At 44.1% G+C, this 22,914-nt stretch carries 23 protein-coding genes; 9 read left to right on the top strand and 14 right to left on the bottom strand.

Features of this window, described 5'->3' with window-relative positions:
* Positions 1-33: 33 nt before the first annotated feature.
* Together ACTJKG_RS18235 and ACTJKG_RS18240 are read left to right on the top strand one after the other, a co-directional pair.
* Positions 34-594 (top strand): TetR/AcrR family transcriptional regulator, encoded by a 561-nt coding sequence (locus tag ACTJKG_RS18235; RefSeq protein WP_440740030.1) that lies wholly within the window; start codon positions 34-36, stop codon positions 592-594.
* 123 nt (positions 595-717) lie between these two features.
* Positions 718-1,461 (top strand): SDR family oxidoreductase, encoded by a 744-nt coding sequence (locus ACTJKG_RS18240; RefSeq protein ID WP_440740031.1) that lies wholly within the window; start codon positions 718-720, stop codon positions 1,459-1,461.
* Positions 1,462-1,647: 186 nt separating this feature from the next.
* Here the strand turns inward: ACTJKG_RS18240 and ACTJKG_RS18245 are convergent, their stop codons facing one another.
* The 3 genes from ACTJKG_RS18245 to ACTJKG_RS18255 are packed head-to-tail and all read right to left on the bottom strand — an operon-like array spanning position 1,648 to position 3,913.
* Positions 1,648-2,835 carry a hypothetical protein gene (locus tag ACTJKG_RS18245; RefSeq protein WP_440740032.1) on the bottom strand — a complete coding sequence of 396 codons (1,188 nt, stop codon included), beginning with the start codon at positions 2,833-2,835 and terminating at the stop codon, positions 1,648-1,650.
* A 1-nt stretch (position 2,836) separates the two neighbouring features.
* A complete protein-coding gene (locus ACTJKG_RS18250; RefSeq protein ID WP_440740033.1) occupies positions 2,837-3,118 on the bottom strand; it encodes a hypothetical protein in 282 nt (93 codons plus the stop codon).
* A 39-nt stretch (positions 3,119-3,157) separates the two neighbouring features.
* Positions 3,158-3,913, bottom strand: a complete 756-nt coding sequence (locus tag ACTJKG_RS18255; RefSeq protein WP_440740034.1) for a hypothetical protein — start codon at positions 3,911-3,913, stop codon at positions 3,158-3,160.
* A 183-nt stretch (positions 3,914-4,096) separates the two neighbouring features.
* On the opposite strand from ACTJKG_RS18255, the gene ACTJKG_RS18260 reads away from it, so the two are divergent.
* From ACTJKG_RS18260 to ACTJKG_RS18275, 4 genes are all read left to right on the top strand, one after another.
* Positions 4,097-4,504, top strand: coding sequence for a hypothetical protein (locus ACTJKG_RS18260; protein ID WP_440740035.1), 408 nt, complete (start codon positions 4,097-4,099; stop codon positions 4,502-4,504).
* On the top strand, positions 4,504-5,466 hold the full coding sequence (locus tag ACTJKG_RS18265) for a hypothetical protein (protein WP_440740036.1): 963 nt from the start codon (positions 4,504-4,506) through the stop codon (positions 5,464-5,466). Before ACTJKG_RS18260 ends, ACTJKG_RS18265 begins: the two co-directional genes overlap by 1 nt.
* Positions 5,453-6,706: a CHAT domain-containing protein gene (locus ACTJKG_RS18270; RefSeq protein WP_440740037.1), complete on the top strand. Its 1,254-nt coding sequence runs from the start codon at positions 5,453-5,455 to the stop codon at positions 6,704-6,706. The genes ACTJKG_RS18265 and ACTJKG_RS18270 overlap by 14 nt, the downstream gene beginning before the upstream one ends.
* Before the next feature lie 192 nt (positions 6,707-6,898).
* Positions 6,899-7,372: a Dps family protein gene (locus ACTJKG_RS18275; protein ID WP_440740038.1), complete on the top strand. Its 474-nt coding sequence runs from the start codon at positions 6,899-6,901 to the stop codon at positions 7,370-7,372.
* Positions 7,373-7,430: 58 nt separating this feature from the next.
* On the opposite strand, the gene ACTJKG_RS18280 is transcribed toward ACTJKG_RS18275, so the two are convergent.
* The 3 genes from ACTJKG_RS18280 to ACTJKG_RS18290 are packed head-to-tail and all read right to left on the bottom strand — an operon-like array spanning position 7,431 to position 11,990.
* Positions 7,431-9,797, bottom strand: a complete 2,367-nt coding sequence (locus tag ACTJKG_RS18280; RefSeq protein ID WP_440740039.1) for a GAF domain-containing protein — start codon at positions 9,795-9,797, stop codon at positions 7,431-7,433.
* An 11-nt stretch (positions 9,798-9,808) separates the two neighbouring features.
* Positions 9,809-11,023: an MFS transporter gene (locus ACTJKG_RS18285; protein WP_440740040.1), complete on the bottom strand. Its 1,215-nt coding sequence runs from the start codon at positions 11,021-11,023 to the stop codon at positions 9,809-9,811.
* Between the two features lie 10 nt (positions 11,024-11,033).
* Positions 11,034-11,990 (bottom strand): D-2-hydroxyacid dehydrogenase family protein, encoded by a 957-nt coding sequence (locus ACTJKG_RS18290; RefSeq protein ID WP_440740041.1) that lies wholly within the window; start codon positions 11,988-11,990, stop codon positions 11,034-11,036.
* Between the two features lie 270 nt (positions 11,991-12,260).
* Between ACTJKG_RS18290 and ACTJKG_RS18295 the strand changes: the two genes are divergently transcribed.
* Genes ACTJKG_RS18295 through ACTJKG_RS18305 form a run of 3 tightly spaced genes read left to right on the top strand, consistent with a single transcriptional unit; the run spans position 12,261 to position 14,295 of the window.
* Positions 12,261-13,166: an NmrA family NAD(P)-binding protein gene (locus tag ACTJKG_RS18295; protein WP_440740042.1), complete on the top strand. Its 906-nt coding sequence runs from the start codon at positions 12,261-12,263 to the stop codon at positions 13,164-13,166.
* A gap of 13 nt (positions 13,167-13,179) precedes the next feature.
* The gene (locus ACTJKG_RS18300) at positions 13,180-13,791 is read left to right on the top strand and encodes a TetR/AcrR family transcriptional regulator (RefSeq protein WP_440740043.1); all 612 of its coding nucleotides are present in this window, start codon (positions 13,180-13,182) and stop codon (positions 13,789-13,791) included.
* 51 nt (positions 13,792-13,842) lie between these two features.
* Positions 13,843-14,295 (top strand): hypothetical protein, encoded by a 453-nt coding sequence (locus ACTJKG_RS18305; RefSeq protein WP_440740044.1) that lies wholly within the window; start codon positions 13,843-13,845, stop codon positions 14,293-14,295.
* Between the two features lie 84 nt (positions 14,296-14,379).
* On the opposite strand, the gene ACTJKG_RS18310 is transcribed toward ACTJKG_RS18305, so the two are convergent.
* From ACTJKG_RS18310 to ACTJKG_RS18345, 8 genes are all read right to left on the bottom strand, one after another.
* Entirely contained in the window at positions 14,380-15,219 is an 840-nt protein-coding gene (locus ACTJKG_RS18310; protein ID WP_440740045.1) for an SDR family NAD(P)-dependent oxidoreductase, read from the bottom strand.
* Positions 15,197-16,423: a multidrug effflux MFS transporter gene (locus tag ACTJKG_RS18315; protein ID WP_440740046.1), complete on the bottom strand. Its 1,227-nt coding sequence runs from the start codon at positions 16,421-16,423 to the stop codon at positions 15,197-15,199. The genes ACTJKG_RS18310 and ACTJKG_RS18315 overlap by 23 nt, the downstream gene beginning before the upstream one ends.
* A 257-nt stretch (positions 16,424-16,680) precedes the next feature.
* A complete protein-coding gene (locus ACTJKG_RS18320; RefSeq protein ID WP_440740047.1) occupies positions 16,681-17,130 on the bottom strand; it encodes a peroxiredoxin in 450 nt (149 codons plus the stop codon).
* Between the two features lie 310 nt (positions 17,131-17,440).
* Complete coding sequence (locus ACTJKG_RS18325; protein ID WP_440740048.1) at positions 17,441-18,355, bottom strand: helix-turn-helix domain-containing protein; 915 nt, start codon at positions 18,353-18,355, stop codon at positions 17,441-17,443.
* A 286-nt stretch (positions 18,356-18,641) separates the two neighbouring features.
* Positions 18,642-20,132, bottom strand: a complete 1,491-nt coding sequence (locus ACTJKG_RS18330) for a catalase (protein ID WP_440740049.1) — start codon at positions 20,130-20,132, stop codon at positions 18,642-18,644.
* Between the two features lie 154 nt (positions 20,133-20,286).
* Positions 20,287-21,846 (bottom strand): MFS transporter, encoded by a 1,560-nt coding sequence (locus tag ACTJKG_RS18335; protein ID WP_440740050.1) that lies wholly within the window; start codon positions 21,844-21,846, stop codon positions 20,287-20,289.
* A gap of 19 nt (positions 21,847-21,865) precedes the next feature.
* Positions 21,866-22,177 (bottom strand): putative quinol monooxygenase, encoded by a 312-nt coding sequence (locus tag ACTJKG_RS18340; protein WP_440740051.1) that lies wholly within the window; start codon positions 22,175-22,177, stop codon positions 21,866-21,868.
* A 63-nt stretch (positions 22,178-22,240) separates the two neighbouring features.
* Complete coding sequence (locus ACTJKG_RS18345; protein WP_440740052.1) at positions 22,241-22,870, bottom strand: Crp/Fnr family transcriptional regulator; 630 nt, start codon at positions 22,868-22,870, stop codon at positions 22,241-22,243.
* Positions 22,871-22,914: the final 44 nt, after the last annotated feature.

The following is a 22,914-nucleotide window of genomic DNA, read 5'->3' on the forward strand; positions in this document are numbered from 1 at the left end:
ATAAGTAAGTTTTTATGTTTGTATCAGAATTTTATGGCAAACACAAGAGATCAAATTGTCACCCTTGGACGTGATTTTATTCAGCAGGTTGGTTATCCATCTTTCAGTTTTCGGCAGATCGCCAGTGAACTGGGGATCAAAAACGCTGCTGTTCACTATCATTTTCCACTAAAGGAAGACCTTGGAGTTGCGGTGATCGAAAAGGATAAATCAGACTTTCTTAAAATGGGACAAGCGTTGTCACAGTATTCGTCAGTAGAAAAAGCGGAAGCCGTTCTGAAACTGTATGAACATTACTTTAATGAAGGCCAAAAGCTGTGCCTCATTGGTATCTGTGGTTCAGCATATTCGGAACTGCCAGTAAAGATGCAGGAGGCTGCTAAAGAACACCTGGGAAATATTTTAGCCTGGCTCTCGGAAACTTTTCGTGCTGGTAAGGAATCGGGTGATTTTAGCTTCCCGGTTGCGCCAAGGGAAATGGCCATACAATGGGTAAACACATTACCCGGTACGCTGATCTCAGGCAGGATCTTCGGTCGCGAATATTTTCTCGAAAGTCTGAGTGCTCTGAAAAAATCACTTATAATGAATTAATAGCTATTGCACTAATCGTGTAATGGAAAAAATAAAGGCCGTTAAGCGGCCTGCTAAAAAGCTTCTTTCAAAATAGACAAAATTGTCTTTTTTGAAACTGACAATAAATTAAATAAAAACAACATGAACATTTCAAACAAAACTGTTTTGATCACCGGCGGTGGTTCAGGCATTGGTCACGAAACAGCTAAACTTTTAAGCGAAAAAGGTAACAAAGTACTGATTATCGGCAGAAACGGCGAGAAATTGGAAAAAGCCGCAGAAGGATTAGCTAATGTACGTACCTATCAGGCAGACATCACCAAAGGTGAGGATGTAACCAAATTGGTATCAAAAATAAAAGCGGAATTCGGCGACCTGAGCATTTTAATTAATAATGCAGCCGCAGCGAACGTTTATAAACATTCGACTGAATCTCTGTCTTTTGACAAAGCAAGCGAAGAGATCCAAACTAACTACTTAGCCGTGATCCGCCTGAATGAGGTTTTATTACCGGTATTGAAAGCCCAACCGGAATCTGCGATCGTTAACGTAACTTCATTGGTTGCATTTGCACCAGTAACGGTGATCCCAACTTATTCTGATAGCAAAGCTGCTTTGCATTCTTATTCGCTTACTCTGAGACATACCCTTGCTGTTGACACAACGGTAAAAGTATTTGAACTGATGCCGCCATTGGTGAACACTGAGTTTTCTAAAGATATTGGTGGTGAAGCAAACGGCATGCCTTCAAGCGAGGTTGCTCAGGCATTGATTGATGGTTTAGAAAATGATGTTTACGAAATTCACGTTGGCCAGACTGCTGATTTCCGTAGCTTTTTCCTTTCAAATCCGCACGAAGCTTTCAATACCCTAAATCAGGCTTAAGTTAAACTTAGGTTAATGTGCCCCTGGAGTAACATATATAAATAACTATTAAGGACAACCGAGGTGATCTACAGCTGTAGTTCGCCTCGGTTTGTTAAATACTGTAGGGTATTTTCTTTAAATATAAAAGCCGGCTTATTTTGGCTTTTTATTCCTCGTACAATTTCCGATCAGATTTTTTCCTGGCTATTTAAAAGGAGCGCTTCCAAGATTCACCTTTATAGTTACTGAGGCGCGTTTTTCCTTGGTTGCAAAATTATAGGTGAAGGGGATGAGTAACCAGGAATCTTTCCCAATTAGAAAACCCAGTTTAGCACTTAAGGTCTGCTGATCCCTTTTTTCATCAGTTAAATAGCCTTCAGTAAGATAATTATAGCCATAACTTATGGATAGTTCCCCGCTCGGCGACGCGGATTCCGTACCATCATCTGCCTTGATTTTTTTGGTTACAAAAACCTGATTTATGCCAAGCTGTGTTTGAATCTGATGTCTGCCAATCGCCGTTTTCTTAATGACTGTATCGTCTCCTAATACGTAACCACCCTTGGCGATGATCTGGGTCGTCCGTTTTTTTATCCAGGAAAATCCCTTTATCCCGTTAAACATAAAGGAGGCCCCTTGCAGGTCGCTCCGGTTAAAAGCATAGGTGGCCTGGGGTGAAAACGTCAAATTGAATCCATTGGTGATATCGCTTGCCAGCTTATCCATCTGTTCCTGTAATTGTTTGACTAATGGCGTGATCCCTTCTCTGTCCAAGTCTGCCTTGAGTGCTGGCGGGAGCTTCGTTTCATCTCCGCTATGTACAAATGCAGTAATTAAATCGAAATTTTTATTAAGTAGGGCGACTACCGCATTTCGATCCGCGGCTGTCGCATTTGGAAGGTCTGGTGTTACCTGAGATCGATAGGCAGCAAGTCTTGCGTTCAAGCTTGAGTGAGTAGTTTGAATTTCGACCGGGAGGGTAGTTAATTTGGGGCTTTCGGTTTTGTCATTATGATTTATCAGGGAAAGGTTAACGCCAAGAGTCAGGTTTGAAGGATCGAACTGATCTTTGTAGTTGAATGTCAAATATGGCTCAATATGCCTTGCAATCTTGTTTCTGGTATATTCCGCACTGCTTACCGGGTCATCATTACCCAACTTTTTCAATCCGAAAATAGTGCTTTTGAACTTGATGGACTTATCATCAGCCGTTATGTCATCCAAGCTGAGCTGATAAAGGTTACCCAATATATCCCAGCCTGATAAAGTTTTTTGTAATGGGATTTTTTTAAGTGTTGCGTCCTGTATTAAGGCGTCACTGACCTGGGCGCTTACTTTTAGGCCACAGCATAAAAGCAGGATTAGTGGTAAGTGTTTGAGGTATTTCTTCATATCAATTCACGGCAAATGCTTTTAGGATAAAGACATTCATATTTTCATCCGACTCGTTCACTAACTCGATTTCCTCCTGGGCTACTAACAGGCTCACTTTTCCCCCTGATGAGCCGGAAACCTGGACCGAATAAACATTTGGCCTCAGGTTAAAGGGATGAGCCATAGGTTCGTCCTGTGCAGTTACATCGAATTGTAAATTGGTGTGGGCTCCCAGAATCTGGCAGTGCACGCTACCTGTTGCTGTACCGCTGAAAGTGATCAGTACTTTAATAATTGCCATGTTGATATTGATTAAGGTGTGATTATTAATCTTTAGCGTTTAGGATTTTGAGCGCCCCAACTGACGTAATCCTCTCACGATATAATGTTGACCGTCGGGTAGAAATGTTTCCCCCTTGGTGAGCCAGGAAAGGCCGAATGCCTCAATGGCAATAGTCTCAAAAGTGTAAACGACTGGAAAACCCTTGACATCGGGTTTTAATAAAAAGTAGAGGCCGAGAATAGCCACACTGACAACCATAATAATACCGCAGATTCTATAAATGCGGTTACGCTTAGCCTTTTTGCTTTTGCGTCCGGCTGCTGTTCTCAACTGTGCGGGTTCATCGGTCAATGGGAAGAAAAACAAGGACATGGCCGCCAAAGACAATAGGAAGATCGCCGCGAAAAGTATGTGCCAGCCTTCTCCAAACAAGTCAAGAAAAAGGCGTCCATCCTCTGTATGCGCAGAAAATTCACAATTACCGCAAATTTTTCTTGTCGGAACGAATGCCACACCCATGCCTGCAAGAGCAGCGGTAATTGTAAGCGCCCTTTCAACCCATGTATAACCTTTATAAGTGATTAAAAATACGCCGATGACGCATAGAAATACGACAAGCAAATCACCTCGATTTGTGAAAAAATAGTCACTGATCGAGGGCTCAATCCCATAAGGTGCGGGCCTCTTTGGCCAAGCTGCAAGTGCTAACGGTAGCAGCATCCCACTGAAGCCGATGATATTTCTCTGTGTTAAGTAGGAGAGCACCAAACCATTGGTTTGCTCCACATTTTTGTCAGTTGGTGAAGTCATCATGATATTGTGAAGGTTTGCTCTGAAATAATTATTTAGTTATTGAAAATCAATCGTTTGTGTTATTTTTATATAAATAAATATCGGTTTTTCTTCCTAGATTGATTTATCGCTGAATTTTTGCGAAATATTTGGAATATTAAAAGGTAATTACTTAAATTAGAGTTCATTAACCTATTCACGATTATGTCTGCTCCCTTTCGTCTGCGGCGTGCTCCTGCTCTTCGGAACAGCGATGAAGCCTTTAAAGATTACTTAAGTCGTTTATTAAAATTAATCCCTTCTGAGATCATCGGACTCTATATGGTCGTAAGCGGATTTATTCCCTCGGATCAAAAAATAGGTATCTTAATTTGGTCCATTGCCTGCTTCTTTCTTTTGATCGGCTCCCGTTATTTTGGGACGAAGGACGAAAAAGCAGAAGAACCTGCCCAGCCAGTTCCTATAGTGCTCGCTTTAGTCGCCTTTGTGGTATGGGTCTATTGGTTAGGCGGACCATTTGAGGTTTACCATATTCATGTCAAATGGGTAGGATCAGCGCTCGTTGCCGTGGTTTCTTTCGTTTCCCCCTGGTTTTTTAAAGGCTATAACTGATGGAAAGACTTAAAGAATTTCGTTTTCAATATGCCAGGGGTATTCGGATCAATTCTTTGGTCCAGTTATTAATTGTGGCTCTGGTGATCCTTTTGATTTTCCCGGTTGATAGTAATTTTCAAGTGGCCGGGGAAATCAGGTTGATTTTGGTCGTTTGTTTAAGTGGTGTTCTTGGTAGTTCGCTGAGGTATACTGGTATCCTGATAGATAATAAAAATAAGGGAAAACTGCCGCTTTACTTGGATGAACTCTTTATGCGACTTTTAAATGGTATACCGACTGCAGCCGGAATCTATTTATTGCTACGTGGTATGATTTTGAGTACCTCCGCCAATTATGAAGTCTTTAATGTTTATGGACTCGCTTTAATATGTATCATCATGGGGTACTTTTCCTACGAAGCTTCAAAGAAGGTAACCGGTCTCCTGCAGGCTATATTGGAACGGGACCAGGTCATCGAGGATAAAATTGACAAAATTGGGAATATACTTGGGCTGGAAACTCTTGGCAACTATCATGGTTATTTTATTGCTGAATTAACCTGTTCGTCGTTAAATGTTCCGCAAGAGCCTTTTGGTCTAACTTCCGAAAATATAGCAGAACCGGAGTTTGAATATATTTTGCGTTGTTGGTTTTCTCCTCATTATTTCCCACTTTATGGTGGCAGCAATGAGACGAGAAAATCATCATTTCCAGAAATTGATATTACTGGCGGCAAGGATGTGGCAATCGTAACCTTCTCTGCGGCGCCGCGATTAAATGGCCTTAAATTTACCCCTACAGTTCTCAATTTTGAGGTAAGTCACGACCGGGATAGTATAGTGCAGGAGTTTCGTTTAAAGCAGAAATCCAATAGCTTGGCGGATTGCTGGATAGAGATCAGCCAAATGAACCGTTTGATCTCTGTCGTCTCGCCTATACGTTACGATAATTTTACTACTGGTAGAGATGGTCAAAATTAACATTACCGGTAATTTTCCATTTCAGGTAAAGGTTAGCAGGGAGGGGGAGGATGACAGAATTTTTCCTACCTACATGGACGCTAACACCTACCCCCAGGAAATTGGACGGTTTTATGATGGTTTGTGGCAATTTCTTCAAAAGGCAGCGGTAATCGATAAAGGTGATTATCGGTCTGCTGGCTTGGCTCTGGAACGACTTCATTTTACCGGACGTGTTTTCGCAGCTTCCCTTTTCGGCCAATCACGATTTGAACTCCAGGACCTTTTTCGCCAAATTTATCCGAAATGGCAAACCAGTCAAATGCAGACGGGATTGTATGTGGATGCAATGCCGCTTATTCTACAGGTTTCGGGACTTGGGAGTGTACATCTGCCTTTTGAATTTTTGCCTGTCTTTGATTTTGAGTGGAATATGGACGTCAGGAATGCCGACGATCTTTTCCGTGCCTGCGCAAAATTTTCTGGTTTTTCCGCAGTAATTTGCAGGCAGCTTTTTGATGTACCGGCACTCCAGGCAGATGCTTATTGTAACGGGGTCATAGCAAATACCGCTGGCCTCAATATTCGTTTCTTCAATCACCAGGGACTTTCGTTTTCGGATAGGGAAAAACAGGATCTGGCCGTTCTGGATAACGTAAATATAATTGATCCCTGGCCGGCAAATGTTCCTAACGATGCGGCATTTCAAAATATTTTGGCAACTCAATTGATGAACAGCCCCGACGATCATATTCAACATCTTGCCTGCCATGCCGACACACAAAGCCATAATGTAGCCAATCATAGTATCGCAGTATCCTATCCATCGCTGGATTTTTTGAGGCGACCCAGAAGGAAAAACGGGGAAATATCATTTGGAAGCCTGGAGTCTTTCTTTGCAAGTGGCCCTGCAAAATTGAAGAACCAGTGCTATCCGTTGATTTTTATGAACGCATGCGCTGCTGCAAAAATTAGCCCGGTTGGTGTATCATCTTTCCCAAAACTGTTTCATCAAAATGGCAACAGGGGTTTTATAGCGCCTGAAATACCGGTTCCGGATGAATTGGCTTATCAATTCAGCGTTTTATTTTATGGTTACCTGGTCAAGGGTGAAATACTTAGTTTTGCGATCCACAAAGCACGAAAGGATATCTTACGATCAATGAATTCTCCATTGGGTATTATTTATACGATCTACGCTAACCCATCATTAAGGGTAGACCGACCCGCAATAACTGATCATCTGGAAAAAAGAAAATGATCTGACTCCTTTTCTGGTTCCGTGCATGCCTGATTTTATCTTTCCTGTTTTCGTTATATCGGAAAATGTTTTTCGATTTCACGATATATAATAACCTTATCAATGGAGTTAAGAGAGCAACGAGGCTCAGGCCAAGTCTTTACCTCATGGTATAGTTCTGGATTGACGATCATTCAATAAATTAATTATATCATGGAAACAAGAATTGGGATAAGCCCCGAAAACCTGGGTAAGGTTGCCCACGAACTCAACAAGATCCTCGCGGACGAATTCGTATTATATACCAAAACAAAAAATGCACACTGGAATGTTGAGGGACCTGACTTTCACAGCAAGCATGTCTTTTTTGAAGATCAGTTCGGACAGCTTGATGAAATAATCGATAGCGTAGCTGAACGGATCCGTTCCCTTGGACACTATGCACCGGCAACCCTTAAAAGTTTTTTGGGTTTAACGCATTTTTCTGAGGCCTTGCACGAAAAAAATGACAGCGTAGGGTTTATACACGAATTGCTGTCAGACCATGAGAGCCTGATCATACATCTTCGTGGCAATATCAATTCCTTCGCAAACGAACTAAAGGATATTGGTACCAGTGATTTTCTTACAGGGCTGTTAGAGACGCACGAGAAGATGGCCTGGATGCTTCGGGCACATTTGAAATAGGCAAAAAGACCCGGCCCGTTTTTTCTTCCGGCCGGGTACTTTTAAGCTATCCTGTTTTCTAAAGTTCGATGGGATTGGGTACCAATAGATCGTAGGCCTGTTGATAAAGTCCAGTGTAATTTCCGCCTTCAATCCCTGAATGAATCCCGATCCTCAATCCTTTAAGTCCTGAAATTCCCTGTAATTCTTCGATCTCGAACTCCTCAATCTCCGGTTTAAGGATACCCAATTGTTGAAGGATGTGGAGGTAGTTGAGGTAATCTACCCTTTCTTCATCCTTTGCATAAACGATGGTTAACTTTTCTGCCTCTGTTATTCGAGTAGATGTGCCTTTTATATGCGCTTTGTCAACCCGCTTTTTTACAATCTCGTAATGAATATCGTAAGCGGCATCCAGGTCAAAGTGCTTTTCGTCCATCCGGAACCGGATACTGATCGGCGAGTTATAGACCAAAATAAGGGCCGTTAATCCAAGCTGGTATGGTAGGAATTGCTTGTTTCTTCGCTGGTCGGTTTCCATTTCGACAGTTACGATCAACTGCCAGAGCCTTACCCGTTCAAGATCAGTTCGCGTAAACGTATTGCCCGGATAGATGGAGTTACCGATGTACAGATTATGTTCAACACCATCGGTTTTAAATCGTTCGTAATAATGCGGAAAGAATTCCTGAATTTCCCGGTGCCGTTCATCCAGAATACCAACCAGCCTTGAATTGATCCGTTTTAAGGTTTCTTCATAATTTCTTCGGTTCTGATAAAAATCGCCGTTCTTCTGGTCAATGCCGGCCAGGTAATCATTGATAGGAGTGGTTAATTCTTTCGCCGAAAGCTCTTTCCAATGCATATGGACATTTAAATCAAGGTATCTTTGGATCTGCTGCTCCGAATTTGACTTTAATCCTGTGTTGAGCTCCGTAATGTTCTGTTCAATCCATATCCTAATACCAAGGATGGTGTCTTCACTAAAAAACGGCAATGAAGTTTGGAATATTTCGTTAAGCCAAATAAGTTGATTTAACAAATCCAGCTGTACGGCTGAATTTCTGGTTACTGATGAATTTTGGATATCAAGCTGCCCATATAACGGGTAAACCATTCTGAACCTGATTTCTTTAAGATAGTACTCCTGGCCCGATTCTGCCGTCCTGAACAAATTGTAAACCTCACGTTCAAACTTCCAGTTCACACTCGGGTGCAGGCTCGTGTAATTGCTTTGTATGATTGCCTGTACCTGATTTTTAAATTCTGTTATCTTGCGGTCTACGGTATCAGTCAAGAACTGCATTACATTATCCAAACGGTTCGCATTTACACTATTGAAATCGTTTTTGGTTGGCGATGCCAACTCGAGGTAACCAAGTACACTACTGTTTTTGATGATCGGTGCCAGTATAAAACTACCGATTTGGAAATTTTCAAAATTTTTAGCGGTGATGCTGGCAGCGTGTGCTGCAATAAAGGCTTCGGTATCAGCGATGGTGAAATACGTATCATGTTTAGAAAGTCTTTCTGTGGCTTCACTAAACATGGATCTGGCCAGATCTTCCTTATTTTTATGGGCTAAGAGGAAGCTTTCAATTTTTTGACCAAAGGATATGTTGCGAAATTTGCCCTGAACTTCATCATAGGATGAAAAACCAATTCTTACGGACTTTATCCTAAATAGCGAGCGAAAAACTGATTCCAGTTTGAGGTGCAGGTCAGGTTCGTTACCGCTTCCCATCAAATCGCTTTTCAATTCAGATACTGCATTTTCTGTGGTCACATCAACAAGCGTCATGATCGCAAAGCCTTTCATTAACCAGGCCTCTCTTGGGAATTTCTGTTTCCAGAGATCAAGGTTATCGTAACTATTGAGAAGTTCGGTAATGTCCGATTCTGAAAGTGACGGTACTTCTCTCAACGACAGGATTTCAAGGAAATCTGCGTTGTACAGGATGCGGTAATGCCTGGTATAACCTGCGGAAGTTGGAATATCGCAGAATAGCGGTCTTGTAAAATCAACGAATTTCCCATAGAACCGGTTTAAGATCAGGCAGCAACTGAAAATGTAGAATTGATGGTCATTGAAATTCCGAATGGATATTTCATAATCCTCACCGGCATCCTGAAGGATTTCCCTAAAACGATCGGAATAATTAAAAATGAGACCCTGGTATGGAACGCTGATCGCCTTGATTTCATTTTTGCTGAGCATGGCCGGAAACAGGGGAGAAGTAAGCTCCCGGATCAACCCGGAATTACGGGTAATTTGTTCAATCTCTGTTATGCCTTCGCTTAGTTCCCGATGTTGATCAATTTCTTGAAGGAGGTCGTTGTAATCGGATCCGGGCAAAGTCCTAAGATAGTCAATGATTTTATGAAAGGACAACCTGATCTGAAAAGGGTTATCGGTGAATGTGGGCAGGGTTAAGTTCTTTCCCATAGTTTTTTTGTTTAAAGTGTCCGGGGGACGATATCAGGCCGCTTGTTGCGGGCACCGACAAAAATCCAAAATGTTATACAGGTCAATATTCCGAATAACAGGTAAGCCATGCCAAGATATAATTGGTCAGTAATATTGATCATATGGGCGAGCCCGTAACTGAACAGGGAAGTTAGGATATATAATCCCCCTCCAGTGACACCACTCGCGGTTCCTGCGCTCTTAGTAAAACGTTGTAAACAATAAGCGAAAATGTTGTTGAAAATAAAGCCTGAAAGCAAATGGATGACCAATGTTGTGCCGATCATCATATAGATGTTGACATAAATGCCTGAGATAATGATCATGAACAAAGCAACAATGCTTTGAATGAAAATGGCTACCGTTAATTTTTTTACGAATGGCCTGTCGATCATTAATTTGGAGATGATTCCACCCGCCATGAAAAATACCCCGGATAGCAGTGAACAATAGCCGGTCACGATCGAGGTAAGGTGAAATCGATGCTCTATGATGAAAGGACTGCTCATATTATAAATGACCAGCATGGCGTAATTCAAACCTACGATAAAAAGCGCCAGCGTGTAATCCTTAGTTTTCAGGACATTTGCATAGGCTTCCAGTATAGGGCCGGCTTTAAAAACTTGCCTGGTAACGATCGATTCTCGCCCGTAGATCATTTCAAAGATCATAACGACCAGCGTGTAAGCCCCTAAAAAGTAAAAATTGGATTCCCATCCGAAAAGTTTCTGAAGGTAAGCGCCGATAAAAGGGGCAACTATGGGGGCTGTTGCCCATATAATAGAGAATAAACTGGTATAATGTTTTAACCGGTCCCCCGCAAATGTATCGATGAAAAAAGCCCGCTTACTTACCACGATCAGGGCAGCGGTAACCCCTTGCAGGATCCGCATGGCCTGGATCAATTCGATATTGCCAGAAAGGGCAACTGCAAAGCTTGCCCCTGCGAACAAAAGTAAAGAAGCTGTTCCTATGCGATACCGTCCAAAACTGTCCAGTATGCTGCCCACAAAGATCTGGGCAATGCCATAGCTTATCATAAAGGTGATCAGGGTAAGTTGCGCTGCGCTCGCTGGAATATGAAGCTGGACGGCCATGGCGGGCAGCGACGGAACATAGATATCGGTTGCAAATCCCGATAGCGGGATTAGTGCAAAAGATAAGATAGTTCTTAAAAGTTCATGTTTGGGTCTGGTGGATTCCATAGTAAATATTTTAAAGGCTTGTAAACATTCCTAATTGGATGATCTCTGAAATGATCCTAACGGTATCACCATAGGCAATACGGTAGTTATCTTCAGTAACGTAACCGGTATGCGGGGTAGTGATTACGTTTTCAAGGGTCCGGAACGGGTGGTTTAAGGGTAGGGGTTCTTCGTGAAAAACATCCAGCGCGGCAGCTGCGATCTTTTTCGATTTCAATGCGCTGATCAAAGCTGTTTCATTAATGATCGGACCACGGGAAGTATTGATCAGGATGGCCGAGGATTTCATTAATGCTAATTCATCCGGGCCGATCATTCCTTTTGACCGCTCACTGAGTGGAAGATGGACCGTAATGAAATCTGATGCCGCCAAAAGTCCTTCTTTAGTATATTTTGCGACACCGCATTTTGCCGCCTTTTCAGCGGTCAGGTTTTCACTCCAGGCGATAACCTTCATATCGAATGCCCTGGCATAAATGGCCATTTTCTGTCCTATGTTTCCCAGTCCAATAATGCCAAGCGTTTTACCTGCCAGATCTCTTCCGAGCGCAGTTTGCCAGCCTCCTGCACGGATGCTGGCCTGTTCCTGCGGGATGTTTTTAGCTGCAGCCATCAGCAAGGCCCAGGAAAGTTCGGGTGCCCCGGTCGACAGAAATTCCGTATTCCGGATCATAATACCCAGCTGCTCCGCCGCCGCCGCATCAATTGATTTATTCCCCGGGCCAGTGGAGACGATCAGGCGGAGGTTGGGTAACCTTGTCAGTAAGCTCTCAGGGAATGGGGTACGTTCCCGCATTACGCTTAATACATGATATGGCAGTAACCGGGCTACGATATCGTCTTCATTTTTTTGATGGTCATTGTATACCGTGACTTCGGCAACCTCTTTTATCGCGGACCAGTCCGCCAGGGACATGGCCACGTTTTGGTAGTCGTCAAGGACAGCAATCTTTATAATTTTTTCCATATTCGGTTCTCTGTTTTTTTAAATGCTAATTCCGCTTTTTTCTAAAGTGGGTATAATCGCATTTCGGATGGTATTTCAATATTTTTTAGACATTTTAATCTATATTTCTGCAAATTACAGACTATGTATATAATTTATTTCAATAAATAGATAAAATTGTCTTTTTTTAACATAGGTTAAAAGTTATTTGTGATGCAAGGACGACCTTTAGGTTTCCGGGGAACCCTTTAAAATAAAGTGGGCTTTTCCGGTTAAAAATCTATGATGAAAATGAAAAATCAAATCACTAAACCCCGCGTGCTTGTGCTTGGGGCAACGGGACAAATAGGAAGCCTTATCGTTCAAAAATTGAGAGAAGATGAAAATGTCGAGCTCAGGGTAACTTCCCGGAAACCTGATGAAGTGAACAGGTTAAAAGCAGAGGGCCTTGATGCTGCTTATCTTGACCTGGATAAACCGGAAACTTTTGCTTTGGCGCTGGCCGGTGTTGATCGTGTTTTTTTGTTAACAGGCTATACCGTGGCCATGCTGACCCAAAGTAAAGTATTGATTGATTCTGCAAAAAAAGCGGGTGTCCGGCACATCGTTCATCTCGGTATTTTCGGCCAGTGGGATTGTACAGATCCGCATTTCGTCTGGCACCAGCTGATTGAAAGTTATATTAAGACCAGTGGCATCAGCTGGACTAATCTCCACCCTAATATGTTCATGGAAAATGTGCTGGCATTTTTCGCACCTAAAGGAGGTGTATTCACCACCTATTGGGGATCACAGCGCATGGGATGGGTTGCCGGAGAGGACATTGCTTCCGTGGCAGCGACTGTACTCAGTGAAGGACCGGAACGCCACCATGGTATGGATTACTGGATGAGCACTGAAGTGCTTGATGCCAATGAAATTGCAGGAATTCTCACGGAGGTGACCGGGCAGGAAATACGTGGTGAGGTGGGTTCCCACGAGGATTTTAAAGCCGTATTCACAAGCGGTAGCGTTGCAGTTGAAAACTGGTATGCCGAAGGTGCCATTGAGTTTACCAGACAGGTGAGTAATGGTGAAATGGGATATATCGGAACTGTCAGAAATGATACTCCTTTTATTACCGGAGTACCTGCAATGGGGTTCCTGGAGTGGGCTGAAAACAACAAGGCAAAGCTTATATCTTTAATCATTAACTAAACGGTACAGTCAAGTGGGCAAAGCGGAACAGACGAAAACCTATGTCACCAGAATAGCCGCTTTTTTGTTTAATAAAAAGGGCTACTTTGGGACCTCGGTGGACGAGATTGTAGTTGCTGCACGGCTCACACGGGGCAGCCTGTACGGTCATTTTGAAAATAAGGAGGATCTGTATATTTCAGCCAGCGAATACCTCCTCGAGGAATGGCTGAAGGGTTTGCGAACTGCCTTAGCGGGTGTAACATCAGCCGGCCATAAAATGGAAGCATTTTTTCAATGGTACGAAACGGAAGCTGTTGCAGCTGCTTATGGCGGGAGTCCTGTGATCAACCTGGCAACAGAGGCTGATGATCTAAGCCCGGCAGTCAGTTCAAAAACCGGAACCTCGATCGCAAGGCTGATGCGTTTGTTAAGCGAGACACTGGCGGATGGGATTGCAAATGGTGAGCTTTCCGATCAGCTGGATCCCTTAGAATTTGCCTGCCTGACCCTGTCAGCCTTAGAAGGAGCAGCTGCTTTAACCAGGGTAACCGGAAACTTGCACAATCTCAGATCGGTTTGTAATTTTCTGCAGGAAGAATTGCACCGACTGGAGAATTTCGATCGATCTGCGAGAAGCAAATAACAGTTGGATTATCAAATTTCTGTAAATCAATTAAATTATAATAAGTAGGATATGAGTTCTTTGAATATTTTGGATAAAATTTATGACTTCAACCAGGTGATGGTGATCGCGGTGGTTTCACACACACCGGAGCATACCTGGTCGCTTATCGGCGATTTTGCGACGGCAGGAGAATTTCTTAATGTCAGCGGGAAGATCGTTGCAGGCGAAGGGGGACCGGGTACGGTAAGGCTAATCGGTGATGGGATATTGGAAGTCCTTGCCGGCGAAGGTCTGTGGTCTTACACCTATGCGCAGATAGCAGGTCCGATGGCTGCTTTTAGTTACCATGGGTCAGTCGCTGTCCGCCCACAGGCCGAAGGTGGTGCTATGATTACTTATGTTCTGACTTACGACCAGCATTCTTTCGACACGGAAAAAAGAAGTTCCGAGCATGATAGACTGACCAAGCGTTTTCAGGGAATGGTGGATGCTATGAAAATCAAGGTGGAAAACCACGGATAAAAGCTTTCTGTGGGTAGCTAAAGATAAAGGGCAGTACATGGTCAACCCAGGTACTGCCCTTTCTTATAAATAACAGATTGATTATTACGCAGTCAGGCCGCCGTCTGCTGTAAAGGTCGCGCCGGTAATGAAACTTGAATCTGGTCCCGCCAAAAAGTTTACCAAAGCTGCGATTTCATGTGCTTTTCCATAACGGCCGATAGCAATCTTTTTACGGAGTGAATCCGCGAAATCACCTGAATCAGGGTTCATGTCCGTATCAATCGGGCCTGGTTGTACGGTATTTACCGTAATTCCCCTGGCTCCTAAATCCCAGGCGTATCCTCTGCTATAGGCTGACGCTGCCGCCTTGGTTGCCGCATAATCTGTCAGGTATGGACCACCAAGGTAATTAGCTACCGCTGAACTGATGGTTATGATCCTGCCACCTTCTTTCATGTGCTTCGCTGCCTCACGAATGGCTGCTGCTACGCCTCTCACATTTACGTCGATTTGTTTATCAAATTCTTCAGCTTTAGCATCAGCTTCATCGATTGAACCTACGATAAAGATACCCGCATTGTTAACCAGGATGTCCAGCGCTCCAAAGTGTGAAACGGTTTGGTTTACTGCTGCTGCGATTTCTTTAGGGTTCCCACTATCTGCTTTGATGGCCAGGGCTTTGCCACCTTTGGCTTCAATTTGGGCTACGATTTCGTTCGCCCTATCTGGTGAACTTACATAGGTGAAGGCAACTGTTGCGCCTTCTGATGAAAGCCTTTCTACTGTTGCCGCACCGATACCGCGGCTACCGCCGGTCACCAGCGCTACTTTTCCATTTAATGTTGACATGTTTTTCTTATTAATGTTTGTTTTAATATAATTTTTGACGGGATGGTACATCATCCCGCTCAGATTACTTTCAATGCATGACAGGTATTCCACCTGTGCTTATTTTTAACTGCTTTTTTAGTACCCGCCCGCCTGTATAAAATATCATCATTGATAAGAGTGCTGATACCGTCATGATGATCGCCAGCGGCACTGGTGTCTTACTTTGGAACATACTAACCGCGAAGCCGGAAAGTCCTGCAATTCCCCATTGTACCAGCCCGAACAAAGAAGCAGCTGTTCCCGCGTTTTGCTCGAAGGGCGCCATCGACAGCGCCGCTGCGTGTGGGTTAAGAATTCCCATGCAACTCAGGAATATAAATAATACCGCGGCGGTACCATATATATTAATCAAGTTGTGCTCAAGGCCATAAAGAAATATCAGGCTGGTAACCGCCATACAAGTAATGGCCCCGCTAATGATCTGTCCGGGACGGAAGCGGCTTTCGAAAAAGCGGTTCAATTGACTGGAACTTACGAATCCGATGGCCAGGGCAGCAAAGATCCATCCGTAGGTTCTGTTGGATACGCCGTATCCCTCCATAAAGATCATCGGTGAATCAGTTACATAGGCAAACAGCCCCGATAATGCTATTCCGCCACCAACCGAATAGGTCAGGAATTGCGGGTTTTTCAATACAGCCAAAAAACCTGATAGAATAGGGCCCGCTCTCAGGGAGTGACGGGGATCGGCTTGCCTTGACTCCGGAAGAAAGAACACCGTAGTCAGCAGGATGGCCAGCGCCAGTATGAACAGGGCGATGAAGATGGCATGCCAGCCAAATGCCGATGAGATAAAACCTCCTAAGGTTGGTGCGATCATCGGTGATGCACCGAGCACCAGTAATAACAGGGCGAAAATTTTCGCGTTCTCTTCCACAGGAAACAAATCCCTGACCATCGCCATGGAAACAACCCCGGCCGCGCAACTCCCCACCGCCTGTACAAAACGTAAGGCGATCAAAGTTTCAATATTAGGGGCAAAATAGCAGCCGGCGGATGCAATCAGATAAAGCGCCAGGCCTGCGTACAAGGGATTTTTTCGACCATAACGGTCCAGCAATGGGCCATACAGGATTTGACCGAGGGAAATACCCAGGAAAAATGAGGACAGGCTTAAAGTCACCTTGCTTATTGAAATTCCAAAACTTGCGGCGATTGCCGGAAAGCCGGGAAGGTACATGTCGATCGAAAACGGTCCTAACGCGGTTAATGCTCCTAAAATGGTGATCAATAAAATACGCCGTTGCTTAGTCATGGAATAATTATAAAATAGATAATTTTGTCTTTTTTAATTGATGCGTTTAACTTTTAAATCGCTTGGATTTTATTTGTTTTCAAAGCTAATTCATAATTTTAAACTACTTTGATTACTTTTTAAATTATACCTTGCTATGACAGCAGAAGTGGTTTATTTTAAATTACCGACAAAATAGTATAGGTATTGATCCGTTGATTCCGCTGACATTCATAAAGCATGAGCGTCCCGGAACCATTCCAGGACGCTCATGGGGCTTATATTTTTTCGAGGTGTTCCAATACTTTTCCGGAATGACTTTTACCGTCAAGGAACGCGCGGTATTGATAGGCGATACGTCCGTTCTCATTAATGATGAAGGTCTCCCTGCCCGTTAAGAAAAGCCACGGTTTAATGCCAAATTGTTTCAGCACCTCATTTTTAGGATCGCTGAGCAATCTGAAAGGCAGCCTGTTTTTTTCTGAAAATTTTAAATGGCTTTCAACGGATGCGGCATTGATCCCGACTACTACGGCACCAAGATCAGTAAAGTCTGCAAAGCTGTCCCGGAAGGCACAGGCTTCTGCCGTACAAACAGCGCTTTCATCTTTTGGATAAAAGTAAATCACCATTTTTTGGCCTGCGTAATCAGCTGTACTAAATTCTTTTCCGTATTGGTCTGTCAATGTAAATTCTGGAATTCTATCACCTATTGCTAAAGTTTTCATGTTGTTATTTTTTTATCAAATTTAGGGGGCGACCTGCCCTGAAAAGTTTAACCCAGGTTAAAATCGTAAACCCGGGTTAGAGTAAATATCAATTGCAAAAGATGGTTATCAGTTGCAGCAGCTCCACGCAATAGAGAATGATGCGCCCTTTCATTAGAATTTTTAATGCTGTTCTCATGGCAGTAATTCATTTAAGATGTAGTACAAAATTAGCTTAGCCTGGATGCTGCATCAATTGCAATAAGTCCTTTTGAATATCCAATTCATCTGTTTCTTACCGTTATGAATCCCGGTAGAGCTTCATTCCTATTTAATGGTCCCCTGACCGGTAGGTGCCAGGGTTGAACCCGCAGGAACGTTTAAAGAACCGGCAGAAATGGGAACTTGTCTCAAAGTTCAACTGCCCTGCAACTTGTTTAACGCTAAGCGTCGTCGTGCTAAGCAGGTATTTGGCTTCCTCAGCAAGACGTTTATGAATCAAATGCAAAGCATTTTCGCCGATTTGGGACTTTACGACCTGCGTGAGGTATTTGGACGATACAAAGAGCAGGCTGGCATATTCCTGCACCGTTTTCATTTCCCTGAAATGCTCGTTGATCAGTTTTTTGTACCTGGACACCAATTGAAATTGTCTGTCCGTTTGCCGGTTCGAGTTTTGCAGGCACTTTTCACATACCCTGTTCACTTCGTAAAGGAGTTCAAGGATCAGCAGCCTGATAATTTGCAGATGGAAGGGTCCTCCATGGCTGACTTCATCGCTGATCTTTTCATAAATGGATTTGATAGACTGCAGGGCTTTATCCGGGACCCCGAATATCGGGGCGAAATCTTCATTCAGGCTAACGAGGTTCTCCAGCATATTCTCCCTTAAAATACTGTCCGAAAGAAATTCTTTCCTAAAAAGCACCTGGTAAACATGAAAATCATCGGAAACCAATTGATGGGAATGCAATTTGCCGGGCGTTACAAAATGGATGGAGGATGGGTAAACCTCAAAAATGAATTGCCCGACCGATTTCTTACATCCTCCATTCAGGCATAAGGAAATGTTGTAATAATCTATTTTCACCGGTTGGCAATGCCGGACTACCTGGGTTCCTTTCAGAATAGCGAAATCACTATAAAGAAAAGATTGTCCGGTGGGCGGTTGAGGATCCGGGTTAACTAAGGAGTGATGTCCGGATATTGTGGAGGGTATATCCAGGACCATAACCTGATTGTTCATAAGTACTTCTTAAAATAAATATTCTCTGCTCAGTTGCTGATGGTAATCGTTCCATGATGATGCCGGTAATTAAAGGGCATATAATCAGCAACTTGCAGGATTTGTCTTATTGACGATGAACGATATTTCGGGGATCTGTACTGCATTTTACGCCTGGTCAATAAACATAAACTCTATGTTGTATGACCTTTGATCAGGAAGAGGAATTGCCGGCAAAAAAGAAAGGCTGCTCAGGTAATGAACAGCCTTTTCTTTACGCTATCTGTGTATCCGGAAGAATTGCAGATCAGCTATGCGCATTCATATTAATATCAAGGTCGATATTCATACCCTTGGCAACTGCCATACCTAGGCCAACGTCTGCCCTGAACCAATGACAAAGTTGTCGGTTGACGATCGTTTCTTTTTTAGGCCCTTCAATTCCGCTCATAGAATGTACGATGTTACTGATCAGGTCCTGCCTGGCCTGCTGACTCATTAGTCGGTACAGGTCGCCCGGTTGGGAATAATGATCATTTTCACCTTCTGCATTCCTGTCGTACCAATCTGCCACGGCATGACCAAGGTCTAAGCCCGGCTCTTTGTAGGATTGGTCAGCAACGATATCATCAAAGCTATTGGGGAAATAATTGGGAGAGGAACCGCCATTTCCATCAACCCGCATCTGTCCGTCACGCTCATAGTTATTGACTGCAAACGGACACCGGTTCACCGGGATCTGCTCATAATTGCTGCCCAGGCGGTAACGATGGGCATCCGGATACGATAACAACCGGCCCTGTAACATTTTGTCGGGTGAATAACCAACTCCATCGACGACGTGCGCCGGCGCAAATGCAGCTTGCTCCACATGCGCAAAATAATTGGCCGGATTTTCATTAAGCGTCAGTGTACCGACATCGATCAATGGAAAATCACCATGAGGCCACACCTTGGTCAGGTCAAAAGGGTTCCAGCGGTAATTTTTCGCTTCCTCTTCCGTCATCACCTGGATTTTTAAATCCCAAACTGGAAATTCACCTTTATCGATACTCGTCAACAAATCATGCTGTGCAAAGTCAGGGTTTTTACCGCGCATTTCTGCGGCTTCCTGGTCAGTGAAATTTTTAATGCCCTGACGTGTTTTAAAATGGAATTTTACCCAATGGCGTTCGTTGGCCGAATTGATCAGGGAAAAGGTATGACTACCGAAGCCATCCATGTGACGGTACCCGTAGGGCGTCCCGCGGTCACTCATCAGGATGGTGACCTGGTGCAGGCTTTCCGGGTTCAAGGACCAGAAGTCCCACATCATCGTGGCGCTTTTGCTATTGGTATAAGGGTCCCTTTTTTGCGTATGTATAAAATCACTGAACTTCTTCGGGTCTTTAAGGAAAAATACAGGGGTATTGTTCCCAACCAGGTCCCAGTTGCCATCCTCCGTGTAGAATTTTACCGCAAAACCTCTTGGGTCACGCTCCGTATCTGCCGAACCCTTTTCTCCACCTACCGTAGAAAAGCGTAGAAATACTTTTGTTTCTTTGCCGATTTCACCAAATAATTTAGCCCTGGTATAGGCGGAAATATCATGGCTTACCTTGAATACGCCATAAGCACCGGAACCCTTGGCATGTACAACACGCTCCGGTATACGTTCGCGGTTAAAATGTGCCATCTTTTCGTGTAAAATGAAGTCCTGCAGCAAGATCGGACCACGTGCCCCGGCTGTCATAGAGTTTTCATTTTCAGCGTACGGTATGCCCGATGCTGTCGTCAGTTTTTTTGAATCATTGTTCATTTTCGTGTCGTATAGGAATTGAGCAAATGCAACTGGCAATCCTAAAGCCAGTTTTTAATTGATTGATTGTGAGGTAACCTGATGAATACACCAATGGCGCAATAACGCTATTTCATGATTTGTCGATCAGGGTTTCCGAATAATCGGGACATTTTTAATGACGATTAACCTGGTCTGTCCGGCCCTTTTTATCGTCGCCTATCATCATGAGCGCAATGAGTGCCCCGGTAAATGCAAGCGCCGCTGAAATCCTAAGAATAGTCTGGTAAACGTGAATGAAACTATCCCGGTATGCTGTCTTTACCATCGCCCCCTTGACTCCGGTGACGACCAGCGGCAATTGGGCATTGCCCAGATTTGCCGCTTCTTTCATGACCGAGCGCTGTTCTGTCAGAGATAGGGAAAGGGGTTTTAATTCCTGTTCGAGGTGTCCGCTAAAAAACACAAAGGCCAGTGCGCCGAATACGGCATAAGCCAATACATTCGCGATTCGCGTGACTGCGTTATTCACCCCCGAAGCGACCCCGGAATATTTTTCGGCGATCGCCCCCATTACCGCACTGGTGAGCGGGGAGACGGTAAAAGCCATACCCAGGCCAAATACAATTATACCAGGTAAAAACGTTGTCCAATAAGCACCGGGCCCCGAAGTCTGACCTACAAGCGAAAGTAGTAACATGCCAGCAGCCGCAACGGCCGGACCCGCGACAAGGAATATCTGGAAACCATTCCGGTCAGCCATTTTGCCTGCAATACCGGCAAATACCAAAACGGATAGGGTGAAAGGAAGGAAGGCCATCCCGGATTGCAATTGGCTGTATCCTTGAACCTGTACAAGATTTAGGGAGAGGAAGAGCATGGCCGAACCTAAAGCTGCATACAGGAAAAAACTAAGCAAGTTGGCTCCCGAAAAAACGCGGTTAGCAAACAAACCCAGTGGCATCATCGGATGAGCACTCCTTTTTTCGAGCCGGATAAACAGTAATAGTAATAGAATTCCTATCCCAATAAAACTCCATGATTTCAGCGGATTATTGACCGCGGAACCGAGGCTAAGCAGCCCGAAGGTTATGCAGGCCAGCGAAATGGCAATGGCTATGGCGCCTTTGACGTCTGCTGGTGGTGCTGGGGCTGGACGCAAAGGCTCACTGATTTTTCGCCATAGGATTAATACAGCGACCACACCGATCGGGAGGTTGATGAAAAAAATATAACGCCAGAGTCCGGCATCTGCAAGCGCTCCGCCAAGTACCGGGCCACCCATCATTACCAGGGTGGTTAGGGATGACCACTGGCCGATTGCCTTTCCCCTTTCTTCTTCATTGATCGAGGAAGAAATCAAGGAAAGGCTGCCCGGGATCATAAAAGCCCCTCCGGCTCCTTGCACAGCCCTGCAAATGATCAGATGCATGGCACAGGCAGAGAATCCACAGGCTGCTGATCCCAGAGTAAACAGGATAACACCACAAAGGAAAGCCCGCTTATGCCCGAAACGGTCACCAACCGATCCTCCGACAAGCATCAGTGCAGCAAGCATCAAAAGGTACGCGTTTAATATCCAAAAGAGATCGCCCCCGCTCGCATGAAGACTCTTTTGCAATGTCGGAAGTACAACATTGAGCGCGGTTCCGTCGATGAAGGCCATGGACGAAGCCAATGTAGCTGCAGCCATGATCCACCTTCCCTCGCTGCTGTTAAGTTTTATTCCGGACATGTTTTGTTGTTTGCTGGGTTTACTGGGTTACCTTCACTTCTTCAAGAAAGGTCGCTTTAATGCCGTCCCCTTTAAGCTTTCCCTGGACAGCTTTGAAAAAATGCTGGGTATGATCAGCGTTTTTATTGATTTCGAAAGCTTCCTTACTATGGTAAACTTCGAAAAATACAAACCTGCCAGGCTCCGCTATCACTTCGCTGGAAGAATAATAAAGGACTTCCGGCTGTTTCCTGCAAATAGCTACCAGTTCTTTAATCAGTTCAAGGATCTCCTGCTCAAAACCTGTGAGTGCGGTCAGGTCTGCGATCACTGTAAATTGTTGCTGTTCCATTTTTTGTCGTTTATGTTTTATTTGTTATTAGATAATCAGTGTTATGTATCTTCAATCGTGTCGCTATACAGCAACTGCTAAATGGTGATGGCTGACAAAGTTTTTGATCCTGCTGAGCGATTGAGGGGCGAGGCTGAGGTAGGAGGCCACATAATCATTAGAAAACATCTGCTGAAGGTGCGGTTCATCCTTTAGCATTTTTTCATATCGCTGGGTGGCCGACATCGTCATAAGCGTGAAAACACGTTCATAAACCGTCATGAAAAATTCCTGGTCCAGTTTTCTGATCCATTTGTTGAACGCCGGTATATGCTCAGCAAGGTATTCGATATTGGCCGTACTTAATTGCACGGCACGGACATCGGTTAGGGCTTCAATGGTAAGGCTTCCCGGCGTATTGGTCAGGAAGCTTTTGTAATCCGTGGCAAAATGATTTTTAGCGCAGCCGTATGGCGAATTAAAATGAAAGAACCATGTTATTTTTTTACCCTGCTCATCGGTATGATAGGATCTGGCTTTTCCCGATAGAATAAAATAGGTATACTTTGAGTGCAGGCCATCCCTGGTCAGTAGCTCCCCTTTGCTAAAACTGACTTCACGGGAATGGGAGGAAATAAGCTCAGCCTCCTGCTCTGTCAGTTCAACGGTTCTGTTAATAAACCCGGTGATCGTATCGCAAATATGTTCTTTCATGCTAAATTGAATTGATGGAAAACGGGATCCTTGATCTGTAAAAG

This window comes from Mucilaginibacter sp. 22184, from assembly GCF_052045695.1.
Classification (GTDB): domain Bacteria; phylum Bacteroidota; class Bacteroidia; order Sphingobacteriales; family Sphingobacteriaceae; genus Mucilaginibacter.